Annotated in this window: 13 protein-coding genes; 8 read left to right on the top strand and 5 right to left on the bottom strand. The window is 43.6% G+C overall.

Annotated features, from left to right (window positions below; translation table 11 throughout):
• Nucleotides 1-70 precede the first annotated feature (70 nt).
• A complete protein-coding gene (locus DSOL_RS17815; RefSeq protein WP_083642711.1) occupies nucleotides 71-1,120 on the top strand; it encodes a phosphodiester glycosidase family protein in 1,050 nt (349 codons plus the stop codon).
• A 60-nt stretch (nucleotides 1,121-1,180) separates the two neighbouring features.
• On the opposite strand, the gene DSOL_RS17810 is transcribed toward DSOL_RS17815, so the two are convergent.
• A complete protein-coding gene (locus DSOL_RS17810) occupies nucleotides 1,181-1,507 on the bottom strand; it encodes an SCP2 sterol-binding domain-containing protein (RefSeq protein ID WP_075366165.1) in 327 nt (108 codons plus the stop codon).
• 226 nt (nucleotides 1,508-1,733) lie between these two features.
• On the opposite strand from DSOL_RS17810, the gene DSOL_RS17805 reads away from it, so the two are divergent.
• The 3 genes from DSOL_RS17805 (at nucleotide 1,734) to DSOL_RS29765 (ending at nucleotide 7,900) form a co-directional block, all read left to right on the top strand.
• On the top strand, nucleotides 1,734-2,645 hold the full coding sequence (locus DSOL_RS17805; protein ID WP_075366164.1) for an Fpg/Nei family DNA glycosylase: 912 nt from the start codon (nucleotides 1,734-1,736) through the stop codon (nucleotides 2,643-2,645).
• Nucleotides 2,646-2,725: 80 nt separating this feature from the next.
• Entirely contained in the window at nucleotides 2,726-4,336 is a 1,611-nt protein-coding gene (locus tag DSOL_RS17800; protein WP_075366192.1) for a gamma-glutamyltransferase family protein, read from the top strand.
• Between the two features lie 75 nt (nucleotides 4,337-4,411).
• A complete protein-coding gene (locus tag DSOL_RS29765) occupies nucleotides 4,412-7,900 on the top strand; it encodes a hypothetical protein (RefSeq protein WP_075366163.1) in 3,489 nt (1,162 codons plus the stop codon).
• Between the two features lie 143 nt (nucleotides 7,901-8,043).
• Here the strand turns inward: DSOL_RS29765 and DSOL_RS17790 are convergent, their stop codons facing one another.
• Together DSOL_RS17790 and DSOL_RS17785 are read right to left on the bottom strand one after the other, a co-directional pair.
• Nucleotides 8,044-8,826: an enoyl-CoA hydratase/isomerase family protein gene (locus tag DSOL_RS17790; protein WP_075366191.1), complete on the bottom strand. Its 783-nt coding sequence runs from the start codon at nucleotides 8,824-8,826 to the stop codon at nucleotides 8,044-8,046.
• A gap of 239 nt (nucleotides 8,827-9,065) precedes the next feature.
• Nucleotides 9,066-9,575 (bottom strand): DUF2680 domain-containing protein, encoded by a 510-nt coding sequence (locus DSOL_RS17785; protein WP_075366162.1) that lies wholly within the window; start codon nucleotides 9,573-9,575, stop codon nucleotides 9,066-9,068.
• A 250-nt stretch (nucleotides 9,576-9,825) separates the two neighbouring features.
• On the opposite strand from DSOL_RS17785, the gene DSOL_RS17780 reads away from it, so the two are divergent.
• The 4 genes from DSOL_RS17780 (at nucleotide 9,826) to DSOL_RS17765 (ending at nucleotide 13,928) form a co-directional block, all read left to right on the top strand.
• Nucleotides 9,826-11,001 carry an amidohydrolase family protein gene (locus DSOL_RS17780; RefSeq protein WP_075366161.1) on the top strand — a complete coding sequence of 392 codons (1,176 nt, stop codon included), beginning with the start codon at nucleotides 9,826-9,828 and terminating at the stop codon, nucleotides 10,999-11,001.
• Nucleotides 11,002-11,161: 160 nt separating this feature from the next.
• Nucleotides 11,162-11,620 (top strand): C-GCAxxG-C-C family protein, encoded by a 459-nt coding sequence (locus DSOL_RS17775; protein ID WP_075366160.1) that lies wholly within the window; start codon nucleotides 11,162-11,164, stop codon nucleotides 11,618-11,620.
• A gap of 154 nt (nucleotides 11,621-11,774) precedes the next feature.
• The gene (locus tag DSOL_RS17770; protein ID WP_075366159.1) at nucleotides 11,775-13,469 is read left to right on the top strand and encodes a M3 family oligoendopeptidase; all 1,695 of its coding nucleotides are present in this window, start codon (nucleotides 11,775-11,777) and stop codon (nucleotides 13,467-13,469) included.
• A 114-nt stretch (nucleotides 13,470-13,583) separates the two neighbouring features.
• The gene (locus DSOL_RS17765) at nucleotides 13,584-13,928 is read left to right on the top strand and encodes a toprim domain-containing protein (protein WP_075366158.1); all 345 of its coding nucleotides are present in this window, start codon (nucleotides 13,584-13,586) and stop codon (nucleotides 13,926-13,928) included.
• Between the two features lie 261 nt (nucleotides 13,929-14,189).
• Here the strand turns inward: DSOL_RS17765 and DSOL_RS17760 are convergent, their stop codons facing one another.
• Both DSOL_RS17760 and DSOL_RS17755 read right to left on the bottom strand, forming a co-directional pair.
• Nucleotides 14,190-14,876, bottom strand: coding sequence for a response regulator (locus DSOL_RS17760; RefSeq protein WP_345788400.1), 687 nt, complete (start codon nucleotides 14,874-14,876; stop codon nucleotides 14,190-14,192).
• On the bottom strand, nucleotides 14,873-16,477 hold the full coding sequence (locus tag DSOL_RS17755) for an ATP-binding protein (RefSeq protein WP_075366156.1): 1,605 nt from the start codon (nucleotides 16,475-16,477) through the stop codon (nucleotides 14,873-14,875). Before DSOL_RS17755 ends, DSOL_RS17760 begins: the two co-directional genes overlap by 4 nt.
• Nucleotides 16,478-16,922 lie beyond the last annotated feature (445 nt).

Genomic DNA, 16,922 nt, shown 5'->3' with positions numbered 1-16,922 from the left:
TTCTTTAACCAATAAGGTGTATATTATAGTTAATTGACGAAAATACAACTTTTTGGGAGATGGAGGTAACATGGGCAGTACAGGGATTCCTAGGTCTTCGCAACCAATCATGCAGCCACGACTCCCTGGAAAACCTGCAGGGGTCTATCATTACAGCCGGAAGAAAAAGCAGTTGACCCGACTCATGGCATGGATTTTCAGTAGTTTTACCCTACTATTTTTACTTTTAATGGGTTTTCTTTATGCACCTCTTCAACCCTTCGAGTCGCTTCGTAGCCTGTGGGTGGAAAGTGCGATGACGACCATGAACCATCAGTACTTGGCAAAGTGGTTTTTTGACGATGCAGAGATTCAAAAAATACTGGACAGTAACAAAGCCGCAGTTCTGGGAAACTCTAATCCATCCTCGATCAGTGCTCTCAGCACGAACAAAAATAATGGCACAGAACTCATTGACGTCAGTCAAAATGGATTTAAAGGATACTTGCTTAAGGTGAATAATCCAGGACGCGTCAAGGTGGCAGCGACGCGTTATCTCGGCACGATCGGAGAAAAGGCAGAAGACATTGCCAAGGATACTGGGGCGGTCGCAGTCATTAACGGGGGAATGTTTAATGACCCGCAGGGAAATGGAAACGGTGGGCACCCTCAAGGCATTCTCATCTCGGACGGTAAAATTCTATACAAGGATTCAGGAGTATCAAGCTATGATATCATTGGCATGGACCAAAGTAATGTCCTTGTCCTTGGTCATTATACGTTAACCCAAATCAAGCAAATGGGTATACGGGATGCCGTCACGTTTGGCCCTTTTCTTGTCGTCAACGGTAAGCCGGCCATCACTCATGGAGACGGAGGATGGGGGATTGCTCCTAGGACGGCTATTGGGCAAACTCGAGATGGCACTATTTTGATGCTAGTCATCGACGGACGCCAGGTTGGTTCCTTGGGCGCGACCTTAAAAGATGTACAGAATATCATGCTTGAATACGGCGCTTACAACGTCGCCAATCTTGACGGTGGTGCCTCAACCGTTCTCTATTATGACAACCAGATAGTTAATCATCCATCAAGTCAGTACGGTGAACGTCATGCGCCATCCTTTTTCATTGTCAAGTAAAACATAGGCGATATTTCTTTTGAAATATCGCCTACTGAGGGTTGAACTTGTATCAAAGCCTTATTGATATGCTTTCACGATTTCTTGAAGTTTTAACGCCAACCCCATTTTACCTTCAACCTTTAAACTACCCGTCATAAAGGCCATCGTGGCATTTAGTTTATCCTTGAGTAACTTAGAGAAATTTTTCTCATTAAGAATTAATGTAACCTCTGGGGTATGTACTTTCCCTTCCACTACTTCCACCTGGCTGTTCTTGAAGACAATTTGTAATGAACCACTTTCCTCAAGATCCACCTGGTAAACACGATCTTTTTCTTGTCTAATATGCTCTGGGTTTGCATTCATTTTCTCCACAAGTGCATGTAGCTCAGCTTTGACCATCATTTTATGCTCCCCTCTCTTAATGAGTATTTATGAACAGCTATTCATTTAGAATATTACCACAAACTGTTTGATTTTTCAAAACTTTATGCAAGAGGAACAGGGGGACAGGTACATCGTTTGCCAGTGAAACGACGTACCTGTCCCCCTGTTTAGAATGTCGCGAATTAATAACGGGTGTGAATGGAATGATAAATTAAAAATGGTTAAAAGCCTTTTGGAGGATAGTATGCCTGAAATACCTGAGATGGAGATATACAAAGACTATTTGAACAGATGTGTTAAGGGTAAACGGATTGACGAAGTTAATGTCTTACGCGCTAAAAGTGTTAACTTAGAAAGTACGGATTTTTGCCAGGTAGTCATTGGCAGGCTTATTACAGAAATTATGCGGAGGGGAAAATACCTTGTTTTTCAGCTTGATGACGGTCATTATCTCTTGACTCACATGATGCTTAATGGTAGGCTTTTTTACGTAACTACAGAAAATTTGGAAACATTACAAGGGTCTACCTCGAACCAATCCCCAAAAGCACTTATGTCTGAGATTGTACATAGTAATGCAGAGGATTTACGACAAAGAATCAAGGGGCTTCCGGGAAAAGTAAGTATAGTTTTCGGTTTATCTGACGGTTCGGTGCTTTTATTCTGTCGTCTCACACTGGGCTACTTACACTACCTTGGGCAAGATCAACTTGAGACGAAATTGCGTGAATTGGGAAGTGATCCTTTAGATCCAAATTTTAATGCCCAAGGTTTCAGTCAATTGCTTGAGGGAAAAAAGGGCATGATTAAACCTTGGTTAATGAATCCCAAAAATATCGCTGGAGTGGGTAATGCCTATTCTAATGAAGCCCTGTTTAGGGCGGGCATTTTACCGACTCGTTCGATTTCTGGGATAAGTCTTACTGACAAAATGAATTTATATAATTCCTTGGTAACCGTTGTACAGGAATCTATCCGTCTTGGCGGAGATATGGAGGAGCCTTTTGCCCCATGGGACGATTTTACTGGGGGATATAACCCTTTTTTCGGGGTCTATGATCGGGTCGACAAACCATGTCCAGTTTGTCATGAGCTTATCCAAACGTCCGTAGTTGGGGGGCGAAATGCGTTTTTCTGCTCACACTGCCAAAAATAGTGGTTATTAATGAAACAATTTAAAGAGAAATCTTGGCTATTCACACAAGAGATTCTAAATTAATGGGAGAGGACCGCAGTATGTTAAACTTTGATACACTTCACAATCCCTATTCATCACACCGAATGACCACGTATGCTAAAAATGGAATGGTTGCATCTTCCCAGCCACTTGCAGCTGAAGCTGGGTTATCTGTCTTAAGAAAAGGCGGAAACGCAATTGATGCAGCGATTGCCACTGCCGTATGTCTGACGGTTGTGGAGCCGACCTCTAATGGAATAGGAGGGGACGCTTTTGCTTTAATCTGGACAAAGGGCCAACTTTTCGGTCTTAATGCCAGTGGACCTGCACCCCGATTGCTGACTCTGCAAGCTTTGGAAAAAGCCGGGCATAAGGAAATGCCCATTTACGGATGGATTCCCGTTACCGTTCCTGGTGCGCCTGCAGCATGGGCCGAATTATCCGCCCGTTTCGGAAAGCTTCCTCTGACCGAAGTGATGGCACCTGCAATTACTTATGCCGAACAAGGTTACCCCCTTTCCCCAACGGTCGGTAGGAATTGGGAAATCGCCTTCAACCGATATGCTCACGATCTTAAAAACGTTCAATTTAAAGATTGGTTTAAGACCTTTGCGCCCCAAGGACGAGCACCAAAAATCGGCGAGCTCTGGCATTCACCAGATCACGCCCGCACCTTACAATCAATTGCAGAAACGAAAGCTCGATCTTTCTATAGCGGAGTTATTGCAGATAAGATTGATACATTTTCAAAAATGCATGGTGGCTATCTAAGAAAGAGCGACTTAGCGGCGTACACACCAGAATGGGTCACCCCCATCAGTATTAATTACCGGGGGTATAAAGTCTGGGAAATTCCTCCCAATGGACATGGGCTCGTAGCTCTAATGGCCTTAAATATTTTAAAGGGATTCGATTTTGAGGTGAAAGAGAGCGCCGACTCGTACCATAGGCAAATCGAGGCCCTTAAGCTTGCTTTTGCCGATGGAAAGAAATACATTGCCGATCCATCTAAGATGAAAGTCAGTCTTGACGATTTGCTATCGAACGAGTATGCCACGGAAAGACGGAACCAAATTGGTGAAAGAGCACTTCAACCCGAACCCGGAAACCCACCCAAAGGGGGGACCGTATATTTGGCAACCGCAGATGGTGAAGGAAACATGGTTTCATACATACAAAGTAACTACATGGGTTTTGGATCCGGCTTAGTTGTCCCTGAAACAGGGATTAGTCTTCATAATCGCGGAAACAACTTTTCCTTGAATCCATACGATGACAATTGTCTTGAACCTGGTAAACGTCCCTATCATACCATCATTCCCGGTTTTTTAACTAAAGATGACCATGCTGTCGGACCTTTTGGAGTCATGGGTGGTTTCATGCAACCCCAAGGACATGTCCAGGTCATCATGAACGCCCTTGATTTTCACATGAACCCTCAAGCAACGCTTGATGCTCCACGTTGGCAATGGATTAATGGAAAAACCATCGAAATTGAACATGCCTTCCCTGATCATATCGCTCAAGCCCTTGCCCGCAGGGGACATGACGTTCGGTATTCCTTAGATGCTTCCAGTTTTGGACGTGGCCAAATTATCTGGAGAAATTCTAAGGAGATTTTAGCGGGTGGAACCGAGCCGAGAGCCGATGGGCATATTGCAATGTGGTAACAACATGGGGGACAGGTACGTCGTTTCACAAGCAAACGACGTACCTGTCCCCCTGTTTGGAGGGAGGTGAAGTGCATGGCTGCGCGAGTGCGTTTTTTGCATTGTGGAGGATTTCAATTTGACAGTCCCGCTTGGGAAGGACCAGAGGAGTGGGCGTCACTGCGCAATCAAGATTTGTGGCAGACCTTTGAAGCTGTTCTCGCCCTTTGTCGGTCAGAAAAAATCGATCTTCTTTTTCTAACCGGAGATTTATTTGAGCAGGAATATGTGCGCAAAGAGACTGTCGACCGGGTAGTGAGGACACTAGCTAAACTAGACGAAACAAGAATATTTATTACTCCGGGAGAAAGGGACCCGCTCGTTAATACGTCGGCTTATCGCTTAGCTTTATGGCCCAACAAAGTGCATATCTTCTCAAAGGGTATCAACTCTGTTAAAATTCCTACCTTAAACGTGACAGTATATGGAGCAGGATGGACTGCTTATCGTCAAGACGGCCCTTTCCTGGACGGCTTTCAGACCAAGGAGGACGGAACGCTTCAGCTTATGCTTCTTCATGCAGTGGTTGACCCAATTGAGAATCTGAATAAATTCATCCCGATCATACCAGAACAGATTGCCGCAAGTGGTCTGGACTACTTGGCGTTGGGGCATAAAGAGGAATGGAGCGGAATCCAACAAGCCGGAGAAACCTTTTGGGCTGATTGTGGTTCTCCTGAAGCTCGAAGTTTCCGTGAGAGCGGACCACATGGAGTTCTACTGGGAGAGATTGGGGAAGAAAGAGGATCAACCAAATTCGAATTCCGAGAACTGGGTCAGCGCCGTTATGTAGAAAAGGCTCTCTTAGTGCAAGCCGACATGGAAGGACTTGCGGCGAAACTTTTGGCAGAAACAAGCATTTCTGAACAACAAAGGGATTTGTTTAGGATCAAGTTGTCAGGAGCTATTCGAGAAGGAGATGAAGCAGCTGTTCAGTCATTACAGAAGCTTTTAGCGGATAAGTTTCGCTATCTCGAAATTATATCTAGTGATGGGCGATTATCCGAATCGGGATCGAAAGTAGTTACCACTGTGGAAGGAAGGACTGAAAATGGAGATGGCAATGGCCTTCCTACCCTGAAACAAGTATTTAGCGCGAATATGCAAGAGCGTCTTGTTGCTGAGAGTGCTGAGAAATTAAAGCACTGGGAGCTAGTACAGAAAATTGGGCTGGCCGCACTTGGGCAGGGGCGTGAAGACGATGAGGAAAAAGGTTGTCACAGGATGCTTGATTTTCTTCTGGAACTATTCTATGATTTCAAGACCCCATCGACTTTAAAGGCGGATAATCGCCAAGGTATAATGGAGGTATGGGTGTCCGAAGACAGTTTTCGTTATCATATTCGGCGACAATTTATCCAGCAAGGTGATGAACGGGAAGGCTCTTCAACTTTGGTGATCGAGGATGAAACCGGAAAAACTGTGTCCTTGCCAGATTCAATGACGTTAGGGGAATATTTATTTGGGGTTAAGATTGAATCTTTTCTTCAGGGAGGGGTCGTAGAATGGCCTGAACGAAACGAAGAGGATAACTTTTATCAACGCGTCCGCAACCTTCGACAAGGAGGGGATGAGAGATTCTCGCTGACTAAAGTGAGGGCTTCTATCGCTGGAGCACAAAAAAGAGTGAACGATCAGAGGGAGAGCATGGTACTGGTTAAAGCTGAGTATGATGCTCTACGGCATGATTGGGAATCCGCGCACCGCCAGCAAGAAGAGAAACGTGTATGCTTGATTGAAATAAAAAATCTGCAAGAAAGAGAGAAGATTTTAGCGGAGAGTTTGGCTGCTGCAGCAAAATTACAAGATCGTCTAGCTGTACTTACTCAAAACCCCGACTATCGAGAGTTACGCCAACTTCAAGGCGAGCTAGCCCGGTTAGAAGATTCTTATCTAAAATCAGAGTTGAATTTGAGGACTCTTACCTGTGAGTCTCGAGTCGATTGGGCTATGATTGAAAGCCTACGTGAGGAGTGCAAGGAGTGGGCATTTGTTCAAGATCAAGTTGGGCGCTTAGCAGCCATAACCAAAATTCGGGCACAAGAAATTAAAGAGACGGACATCCTGCTGCACACGTCTGGATACCAAGGTTTGGAGGAAGACGCGGATCAGCGTTTGCGCCGAGTAGAAGAAGATAGGGATGCAGCACAAGAGGAACTTGATAAGCTCATCCTCACAAAACATGAAATCGAGGAAATCCAAAGTAAAGTCAAGAACGAGCGCGCTCGACTCCATGAGTTAGAGGTTATGACTGAAGTGACGGATGCTGTTAAAACTAAAATTGCAGACAGAGAAAGGCATTTGACGCAGTGGCAAAACTCTAAAGTTGGCAGCTTGCTTGATCGGGCATGCCAGGAACAGTTTGGCGGCAAAAGCATTGGTGAAAGACTATCCTTTCGCCTTGCCCAAGACTATCAGAACTATCAAGTGTCAAACTACAAGGAATTCCAAAGCAAACTTCAGGAATTTCATGAGCGGCGGCAGCGGGTTGAACGATTGCATGCTGAATTGGAGAGACTGCAAGCAAATGTGAATCGGGAAGAAAAGTTACATAAGATCGTGAATTCTCATACTAAAATTTTAAACCAAGCGTATGCTGCGACCAAAACAGCGAATTTGTCAGCATGGCTGAACGGCTGGCAGGACTACATACGAAAAATACATCGCCTACAACAGAGTCGTGAGGCGCTGCAATTAGAAATCGTAAAGCAGCAAATGGAAGAAGATAAAATGGCTGCTTGTGCGGAACAACTGCAGCTTAAGTTGGAAAATTGGGGGACACCAGCAACAAATCGTGAGGAAGTCCTAGCTGAAGTTTTGAAGGTTGCTAAGCAATTGAGAATAAAAGAAGAGACGGAAAAGGAAGTCGCTGTTCTCGCTAAGAGGTATCGCGACTTGCTCGGGGATCGCAATATTGAGCAACTCGCTGAGATTTTGGAACCCTTGGCTGAGTTGGAACGTGAAAGCTGTCTGTCTAAAGAAGAAAGGCAGGCGGATCTGGCAGATATCAATAAAGAACGGCTAGAAGTCCGCAGACAACTGAAAACTGCGGAACATCGTCTTCAGGGTAGCCAAAAATACCTGTCGTTATCTGCACTGGAGAAAAAGATAGAGAATGTTAAACAAAAGTGGATGGCGTATGAGGATTTGCAGCACGCATTACTTGATGTTCAGGCCTTACTGGAAGTTTCCTGGCGCGAGTGGCAAACCAAATATGGAAAGGAACTCGAACGAGAAGCGGAGTGGATCGTCAATAAGATTTCCTCTTCCTCGACTCAAGGGACCTATTTTTCCTATCGAATGGCCGTTGCCCAATTAGCACTCCACTACACTACAGAGGCACCCCTTTTCTTATACGTCGAAGAAACAAAGGAGGAACAAAACCTTTGGGAGGACATTTTGGGGTATCTTCATAACCTTTCCGTTTCTAGAAAGGTTGTTCTAGTTACTTCGGATGAAAAATTATGGCGGAGAATTTTAGCTTCCGACTGCCGACTGGCAGAAAAACCTCCTCAAAATAAATAGGTTTGAGGAGGTGCTTGGTAGTGCGCCAAATAAAATGCCTCAAATAACTTTTCGCACAGAAGGATTGTATTACTAAAAAGAAACAGGCGGCAGAATGTTAATCTGCTGCCTGCATGTGTTTATGCCGTTATAGAGTGAGGGGACTATCTTCCCTTGAATACAGGTTTCCTTTTTTCAAGGAAGGCTGTAACCCCTTCACGCAAATCTTCTGTACCGCAGCAAAATGTGGATTGCGCTTGTTCGAAGAGCAATGCAGATGCTACACTACTTTCATTAGCGACATTAATACCCTTTTTGGCAAAGCGAATTGCTACTGGAGGGAAATTCGCCATTTTATGGGCCAGTTTCATCGCCCGCTCATTTAACTCTTCCTTTTTAACCAATATTTCAATTAAGCCAATCCGCAAGGCTTCTTCAGCATCAATCTCTTCGCAGCCAATAATAAGCCGCTTGGCCTGACCAATACCAACCAGGTGTGTTAAGCGAGTCGTTCCTCCCATATCGGGAGATAACCCAAAACGTACTTCGGGAATTGAAAACTTAGCATCATCAGCGGCGATTCTGATATCGCAGCCAAGAATAAGTTCAGTGGCGGAACCATAGCAAAGGCCGTTGATGGCTGCAATGACAGGTATGTTCAGGTCTTGCCAGAAGGAGTACAGCTTTTGCAGCCATACCAGATTATCCATAATAAACTGAGAACTAACCCCCTGTAAGAAATTAAGATCAATTCCTGCCGAAAAGTGGTCACCGTTGGCATTAATGACAATTCCTCCGAGTTCGTGGTCACTATTAATCTCCTTTTGGATTTCCTCTAATTCATAAAGAAAATCCGTGCCCACTAGGTTGAATCCTTTGGCATTGTCTAGAGTAATAATTCCGACTTTACCATCTTTGTTGAACGTCAAATGTTTCCCATAACTCATTTTCATCCACACCCTCTCGATTTCGTCTAATTAGCTTTAATATACTTTGCCGAGAGTATGAATGTCAATTCATTTTTGATACCAGTCAGAAAGTATAAGTTTTGGGTCGCATAAGTGCAACTAAGGCGACCGCCTTCGCTAAGGCTTGGCGCTAGCCAAGTTTTCTTTAGAAGAGTCTGAATTTTAGGAGCTGCAAAATAAACTTATTTTCTATTTTGCAGCCAACTTCTTGAAAATATTTAGTTTGCGGCTGTTCCTGAGTTAATTCCGGTCCCAATTCCAGTACAGATTCCACTTCCCATACCATTCCCGCGTCGTCCCGATCCGTTTCCTTTCCCTAAACCTTGCCCCGCTCCAAGACCCGTTCCTTTTCCTAGGCCGAGCCCATAGGTCTTGCCGAGCTGTGCACTGCCAGTTCCATCACAGGTTACCTGATTGGTCTCAATGGCAGAATAGATTTGATCGGCTTGCTGCTGGGTTAATTGACCATCTTTCACTCTTTGATCGAGAATTGCCTTTTTCTGCTCGAGCGTTTGCGCTTGGAATTCAGCCAGCTTGCCAGCGTCTTTGGCTATGGTTCCATAGGTTTTTCCTGACGCTCTCTGCTGGTTTACCTCGGTAACTGTTTGCCCTGTTAGACCTGCCGTAATCTCAGCAGGCGACTTTGTCACCGCTGCATAGGCTGTTCCGACTACCCCTAAAACCCCGATGATCGTAGCTGAGGCGATAAGTTTCTTGATGTTTTTCATTAAGTTCACTCTCCTTATTAGTTTTGTTTGACCCTACGGGTTTATAATAGAAAAAATATGTGACAAAAGTTTGACAAAAGTTTGAACTGTCTGAGGCATCCCAGCTTGTCATGTTCGAGGTCATTCGCGTCAATATTTTTTTACAAGTTTAAGCTCACGCTTATAATTAACTCATTAAACTCAAAGTCGGTGTGGGGATTAATTATTCGACAATACCGAATTATAGTCCCAAGAAGGGGAGATGTCAGAAATGGGTGAACCAACGTTTATCTCGTGCAGTGCTAAAAGAAAATTAATTCAAATCCCTGATCAAGGAGCAGCAGTTATAGCAGGGTATTGGAGCCCTGAACTAGGTTTGTGCACTCAATCCGTGCTCTTGAAATGGAAGGATGGTAGGATTAGCTCATTGCAGCCTTTGAGGAATTTAGAGAGTTGCTCTGAAAAGAAACTCCCATGGGATTCGTATATCATTTTGCCCGGATGGTTAGATGTCCATGTGCATTTGGCCCTTGACAGCCTGGACTTTTATCAGTGTTTGGAAAACTGGGCACATCCTTCTCTGATCGAGGAAAACATGAAGGGTTATTTACAACACTATCTGGAGATGGGAATTGTAGGTATTCGTGATGGCGGTGACTTACCGGGCTTTTCTTGGCTCGCGAAAAACAGAGTGAATGAAGGAGTGTGGACCGGACCTAAGGTTATATCCGTGCATGAAGCCGTGAATCGAGCGGGTATGTATGGCCGTTTTCTGGGACGGGGTTTTAAAGATATCTTGGAGTGGCAGGAAAAGGAGAGAGACTTCTTCGATCAAGGCATCGACCAACTTAAAGTCGTCGTAACAGGACTGATCAAGTTTGATGATTACCAGGTGGTCGGACCCACTCAGTGGACAGTTGAGGAATTACGAGAGTTGGTTGAGGCGGCTCATCGGCGCGGGATTCTCGTTATGGCCCATGCCAGCGGGGAAGAGGGAATTTCTGTGGCTATTGCAGCAGGAGTCGATTCGATTGAACATGGCTATTATATGACGACCCAGCATATTGAGCTAATGAGAGAGGAAAAGATTGCTTGGGTTCCAACCGTTGCTCCAATCGGGAATATTTTAAAATATCCCTCAGACCGATATTCTTCCCATGAAATCGATACTTTAAAACGTATTTTAGAGACACAACTTGCTAAAATAAACGAGGCTTATCGTCTCAATGTTCGACTTGGTGTGGGAACGGATGCCGGTGCTTATCGGGTACCGCACGCTAAAGGCTTTTATGATGAGCTGGACTGGATGGCTCAGACAGGAATTCCAAAGCTAGAGGTCTACCGCCTAGCAACCCAAGAAAATGCTCGTATCTGCGGTGTTCCAGAATTAGGGAGATTAAACATTGGAACTCCCATGAATCAACTTCAGCTTGTGAATGACTTGTAATCCTCGGAGAGCCATTTTCATGAAACGTGTTGTCTTGTTGAAAAGGAGATGAAAAATTATTCTGAATAGTAGGAATATACGAGTTTACCTAGAATAGCTATAGGTGAGAAAAATATAGAGTTCACTATGGATAACGGCAAGGGAAGAGGGGGAAATCAATTTGGACGATATGGCATTGGAAGCTCGTTCGCGAGCAGGTAACAAATTCAAAGATGGCTTAAATTGTTCTGAATCTATTCTTCATGCTTTTAATGAAATGATGAACAATCCTTTAAACCCAGAGAGTTTGAAAATGGCAACGGGCTTCGGCGGGGGATTGGGACATGCCGGCTGTATGTGTGGAGCCTTGACGGGCTCAGTGATGATTTTAGGACTTTTAAAGGGTCGCCTTGACCCCACTCAATCCCGAGAACCGGGCTATGATGCTGCCCATGACTTTCATGATCGTTTCTCAAATGAAAATGGTGGGACTTGTTGCCGGGTATTGAATCCTCATGAGTTTGACTCACCTGAACACTTACGCCGTTGTCTTAAACTTACTGGGGGCACCGCTAAATTACTGATGGAGTTCATCCAAGAAAAGGATTTAGTGGACTCTGAATTCGCTTGGACCGTTTAATAGTTTCTCGAATAAGGGGATTTCTTGTAATGCACAGCAAAGAGATTAAGGCTTGAACTTGATCTCTTTTTCTTATGCAAAGGTTAAATGAAGATAGCTATTTGAATCTAGGAACTATTCCATATATGATAAGACATAAGGAAGGTGAGTGCCCATGAAGTTTAGCGAGTTTTTATATCGAAGGCCAAATTTGCAGGAGTTTGAAACTAAGTTCTCCAATTATTTGGCTAAGTTCGATCAGGCGGAAGATTTCGAACAACAAAATACGGTGATGGTAGAGATTAATGAGTTAAGAAGTGAATTTGAGACAATGGAGCAGCTCGTGATAATCCGCCACACTGTTGATACAGCGGACCCATTTTATGAGGAAGAACAAAATTATTTTGATGAAGTTACGCCGGTTTATCAGGGCTTGATTTCCCAGTATTATAAGTCACTCGTGAACTCCAAGTTCAGGCAGGGCTTAGAAGAAAAGTGGGGAAAACAGCTTTTTACAAAAGCCGATCTGACCCTTAAAACGTTTGCCCCGGAAATCATAGAAGACTTACAACAGGAAAACAAACTATCAAGTGAATATACTAAACTCATCGCTTCCGCTAAGATTATGTTCGAAGGGGAAGCGAGAAATCTACCGGGCTTAGTTCCATTTCAATTATCAACCGATCGTGCCACACGAAAACGAGCCAACGAAGCCAAATATGCATTCTTTACCGTTCATGAAAAAAAGCTTGATGAACTATACGATGACTTGGTCAAGGTCCGAACTCGCATGGCTAAGAAGTTGGGTTATACGAATTTCATCGAACTCGGGTATGCTAGAATGCTTCGCTCAGACTATGATCCTGATATGGTGGCAAACTTCCGCCGGCAAGTTCAGAACTCTATAGTCCCAATGGCAAGTAAACTGAGAGAAAGACAGAAGCGAAGGCTGGGGACGGCGACTCTGCCTTATTATGATGAGAAATTTATTTTTCAAACGGGCAATGCAAAACCTAAAGGAGATCAAAAGTGGATTGTGGACAATGGACAGCGCATGTACAACGAGTTGTCCGTAGAGACAGGTGAGTTCTTTAAGGTCATGGTGGACAATGAGCTGATGGATTTGGTTGCTAAAAAGGGTAAAGCCGGTGGCGGCTACTGTACCTATATTAGCGACTATCAGGTCCCCTTTATCTTCTCCAATTTTAACGGTACTTCAGGGGATATTGATGTCTTGACACACGAGGCAGGGCACGCTTTTCAAGTCTATTGCAGCAAAAATTATCGCATTCCAGAATATCATTGGCCTACCTATGAGGCCTGTGAAATCCACTCAATGAGTATGGAATTTTTTACTTGGCCCTGGATGGAACTTTTCTTTAAAGATGACACAGCTAAATACAGATTCACCCATTTGAGCGAGGCCTTACTCTTCATTCCTTACGGGGTTACGGTTGATGAATTCCAGCATTTCGTCTACTCTCACCCAGAGGCTTCTCCACAAGATAGGAAAGCAGCGTGGAGAGAGATCGAAAAGAAATACCTACCCCATCGTGATTATGAGGACAACGACTATCTAGAACGTGGGAGTTACTGGCATCAACAAGGGCATATTTTTGGCGATCCCTTTTATTACATAGACTACACCCTGGCTCAAATTTGTGCCTTTCAATTTTGGAAACGGTCTCGAGAAGACCAAGAGACGGCTTGGGCAGATTACCTCAGGCTTTGTCAAGCTGGGGGCAGTAAGTCTTTTGTGGAACTGGTTAGGACAGCCAATTTGGTTTCCCCTTTTGAAGACGGTTGCATCGCATCTGTGGTTAATGTTATTCAAGACTGGCTTGATGGAGTGGATGATTCTAAGCTATGACAAAGTAATCGAGAGAGAAGAGGGGGAAAGTATATTTAGGCAGCAAAGGGTAGAAGCTAATCAGGAGAGTGGTCATAAAATGGCACTATTGATTGGAAAGTATTGGGTGGGATAATGGGCAAAGTTATTATTGTAGAAGGAAAAACCGACAAACTGCGTTTGCAGCAGCTCTTGGACGAACCAGTAGAGATCGCTTGCACCCATGGGACGTTGGGATTAGACAAGTTGGAACAGTTGATAGCAGAGTTTAGTGATGATGAGGTTTGTGTTCTCCTGGATGCCGATCATGCAGGAGACAAGGCTCGGCGCTTATTTAAGCAAGAATTTCCCAACGTTCGTCACTTATACACCCACCGGATGTATCGTGAGGTGGCAACCACTCCGTTGAATGTTTTGGCACAGATCCTTGAGGGAGCCCACTTTGCCGTGAATATCCCGGACGATGAAGACATTTATTGAATAATAAACGATCAAAACATTCTAACAATTAAAAAAGGGAAGTCCTTCGGTCTAGAGGATTTCCCTTTTTATATTGGAAAAACGTAAGGACAGGAAGCGGTAGTTTATTTTTGTTGCAAGGTGAACACCGTATTTTAAGGTAATTCTTCATAGAACCTATAACTAATACGATATCCTTAGAATTCCTTTGGTTGGCAGACTACTAGTTTTCTTATTTCCTATAAGTAGATAATAGAGGATTGTTCCTAAACTTGAGGTTAATTAACGGTTAACCTTGTATATATTGACAGGACGACCGACAGAACCATATTGACTCTCGAGACAAACTCGTCCATTTTTCCCTAAGTATTCTAGATAACGTCGGGCGGTAACGCGCGCTAAGCCAACCCCTTCGGCCACTTCCTCAGCGGAATATCCTTGTTTTCCGTTACCTAGAAACGTTATAACCTGTTTAAGGGTAATTTCACGTAAGCCCTTGGGTAGGACATCACTGTCTGGGTTATTCAAGACTGGGAACGAATTCATTCTGGTTAGATTATCTAATTGTTCCTGATCGATAATCCTTTGGTCCCTGAATTTATTGGAATAAGCTTTATATTTTTCCAAAGCAGCCTTAATTCTTTCAAATTTAAAAGGCTTAATAATATAATCGACCACGCCAAAGCGTATGGCATCCTGTACAATATTCACTTCATCAGCAGCAGTTATCATGATTACGTCGGTAGGGGTACCCTGCCGACGTAATTCTTTTAAGATCTGGATGCCACTCATATCCGGTAAATAAACATCTAGAATGACAAGACGAGGTTTGTGCTTTTCAATTAGTTCTAAGGCTAGACGACCTGTTCGCGCTGAATTTACAATTTGGAAACCTCCTACTCGAAGAATAAAGCTTTCGTTAACAGACATGACCATCGGGTCATCTTCTACTAAGATCAAGTTGATCATACTAATCCTAACCCCCTAAGCTCGTTTCCCTGTAACGGTATCTTGATCAGAAACCTTGTTCCCCACGTCCCCGATTCCACTTCTAGGGTCCCCTCTAGGCTATCTACAGCTTGTTTTACCAAAGAAAGTCCGATGCCGTGATTAAGCGCCTCCTTAGTGGAAAATCCCCATTCGAAGATATGGTCCTTGTTATCTTCTTCTATACCTATGCCAGTATCTTCCACGCTTATCACTAGTTCTTTTCCTTCGAAAATAAGACAATGAACTTCAGCCAAGTCCCTGCCTCGGAGTGCTTCAAAGGCATTATCCAATAAATTACCAAGGATTAAAACCAGCTTGCTGCTTTCGATACGCTCCGGTAAATCTCCTAAATAGCAGTCTGGATCAAAATACAGCTTGGCATGAAGTTCCTTAGCTCGGTTGTATTTTCCTAGAAGAAGTCCCGCTACACTCGTATTTTTAATCTTCCTACTGACAAATCCGATAATCTCCTGTTGTTCTTCGGTTACCGAAAAAATGTAATCCAAGGCTTGTTGATCGTTTCCCAGTTGCAGCAAACCAGCGATGGTATGTAGCTTGTTTTGTGATTCATGATTTTGTACGCGGAGAGCTTCGATAAACGTCTTTACACCTGTAAGTTCCTCAGCCATCTTCTTGACTTCTGTCTTTTCCCTGAAGGTTAGCACTACTCCTGCCATTTTTTCCTTAATTCGAACGGGAAGAATATTGGCCAGGACTAACGTTTTATTAATGACCAATTCCCAATTCTCTCGAACCTCCCCACTTAACATGGTTGGGACTAACCCCGGTATACCAACAACATCTTCTAAAGGGAGACCGATCTTGTCAGTGTCGTTACCTGTAATCCGACGGGCTTCATTGTTAAGAAGTGTCACATTTCCGAGGGTGTCAATGGCGATAATTCCTTCTTCGAGGGACTGAAAGATAGCGACTCTTTCTTCAAGAAGTTTAGCTATCTCTTGAGGTTCTAGACTAAACATGTTCTTTTTTATGTCACGGGCTAAATATAAAGATCCCAAACTGCCTATAAGTACACCTATGAGCAAGGATATATACAGTTTGAAACGCAAACTTTGAATAATTTCACTAAATGTAGGGGTAAGAATTCCTACGGTCGCCACCCCGACTTGCCTAGTTCCCTCATCCGTCTTGATCGGAACAAAGGCTCTGACAGCAGGGCCAATGACTCCGATGGCATGGGAAAGATATTCTTGGTTCTTCAAGGAGGCTCCTTCGTCCCCATCAGCGAAAACAGTCCCGATTCTATCCTGGAGAGGATGGGAGAAACGGATGCGGTTCATGTTGAAAATGACAATATAGTCCACTCCAGTGGCTAGGCGGATTTTTTCTGCCACTGGTTGAATAACTTTAGAACCGTTCATTGTATCTAAATTTTCCTGCACATCCTTTAATTGAGCCACCGTTCGGGCAATTGCCATTGCCCGCATTCCTATCTCTTGTTCTGTCGAACTGGAAATTTGTTCAATGATCACGATGCCCACTAGCAAAACAGAAATTAGAACTAATGAAAACGATAGCAAGGCAATTTTGGTGCGTAGTTTTAAATTGGTTCTTTTCAATACCTCACCTACCCCTTAACACGAAGAAGGTCATGACGATAAAGACTTTGAGCTTTTGGATTAGCACCCGTTTCTACTCAACAAAAACTTATTGTAATATTACCACATTTCAAACAATTAAACTCAACTTTCGTTATGAATGACCAAAATGATCATTATTACCAATATGAACACAATATTGCCAAATATTCAGATTATTGATAGTTTAGAATCATCAGAATATACGAGTAAGACTTATACTTACCCATCAATATTTGATCCTATTGTCTCAAATATTGATAGATCATGAGGTTAAACATGGTGGCAAAAAATCTAATCGTTCTATTGTTGATATTTTTATTATTAGGGGGTGTAGTCCTAGAGTCATTGATGAACAGCAAGTCGCAAAAAACGAAAAAATTGTAATCAAAAGTTTTCCCATGTAAGTTTCATGAGAATACCTCAG

Source organism: Desulfosporosinus metallidurans, from assembly GCF_001936615.1.
GTDB lineage: Bacteria > Bacillota > Desulfitobacteriia > Desulfitobacteriales > Desulfitobacteriaceae > Desulfosporosinus > Desulfosporosinus metallidurans.
The sequence above is the reverse complement of the archived record's forward strand: the minus strand, read 5'-3'. Positions and strand labels throughout refer to the sequence as shown.

Excerpts from the sequence above, each read along its gene's own strand:
- DSOL_RS17815 (WP_083642711.1), top strand. The coding sequence starts at position 71 with ATGGGCAGTACAGGGATTCCTAGGTCTTCGCAACCAATCATGCAGCCA.
- DSOL_RS17810 (WP_075366165.1), bottom strand. The coding sequence starts at position 1,507 with ATGATGGTCAAAGCTGAGCTACATGCACTTGTGGAGAAAATGAATGCA.
- DSOL_RS17805 (WP_075366164.1), top strand. The coding sequence starts at position 1,734 with ATGCCTGAAATACCTGAGATGGAGATATACAAAGACTATTTGAACAGA.
- DSOL_RS17800 (WP_075366192.1), top strand. The coding sequence starts at position 2,726 with ATGTTAAACTTTGATACACTTCACAATCCCTATTCATCACACCGAATG.
- DSOL_RS29765 (WP_075366163.1), top strand. The coding sequence starts at position 4,412 with ATGGCTGCGCGAGTGCGTTTTTTGCATTGTGGAGGATTTCAATTTGAC.
- DSOL_RS17790 (WP_075366191.1), bottom strand. The coding sequence starts at position 8,826 with ATGAGTTATGGGAAACATTTGACGTTCAACAAAGATGGTAAAGTCGGA.
- DSOL_RS17785 (WP_075366162.1), bottom strand. The coding sequence starts at position 9,575 with ATGAAAAACATCAAGAAACTTATCGCCTCAGCTACGATCATCGGGGTT.
- DSOL_RS17780 (WP_075366161.1), top strand. The coding sequence starts at position 9,826 with ATGGGTGAACCAACGTTTATCTCGTGCAGTGCTAAAAGAAAATTAATT.
- DSOL_RS17770 (WP_075366159.1), top strand. The coding sequence starts at position 11,775 with ATGAAGTTTAGCGAGTTTTTATATCGAAGGCCAAATTTGCAGGAGTTT.
- DSOL_RS17765 (WP_075366158.1), top strand. The coding sequence starts at position 13,584 with ATGGGCAAAGTTATTATTGTAGAAGGAAAAACCGACAAACTGCGTTTG.
- DSOL_RS17760 (WP_345788400.1), bottom strand. The coding sequence starts at position 14,876 with ATGATCAACTTGATCTTAGTAGAAGATGACCCGATGGTCATGTCTGTT.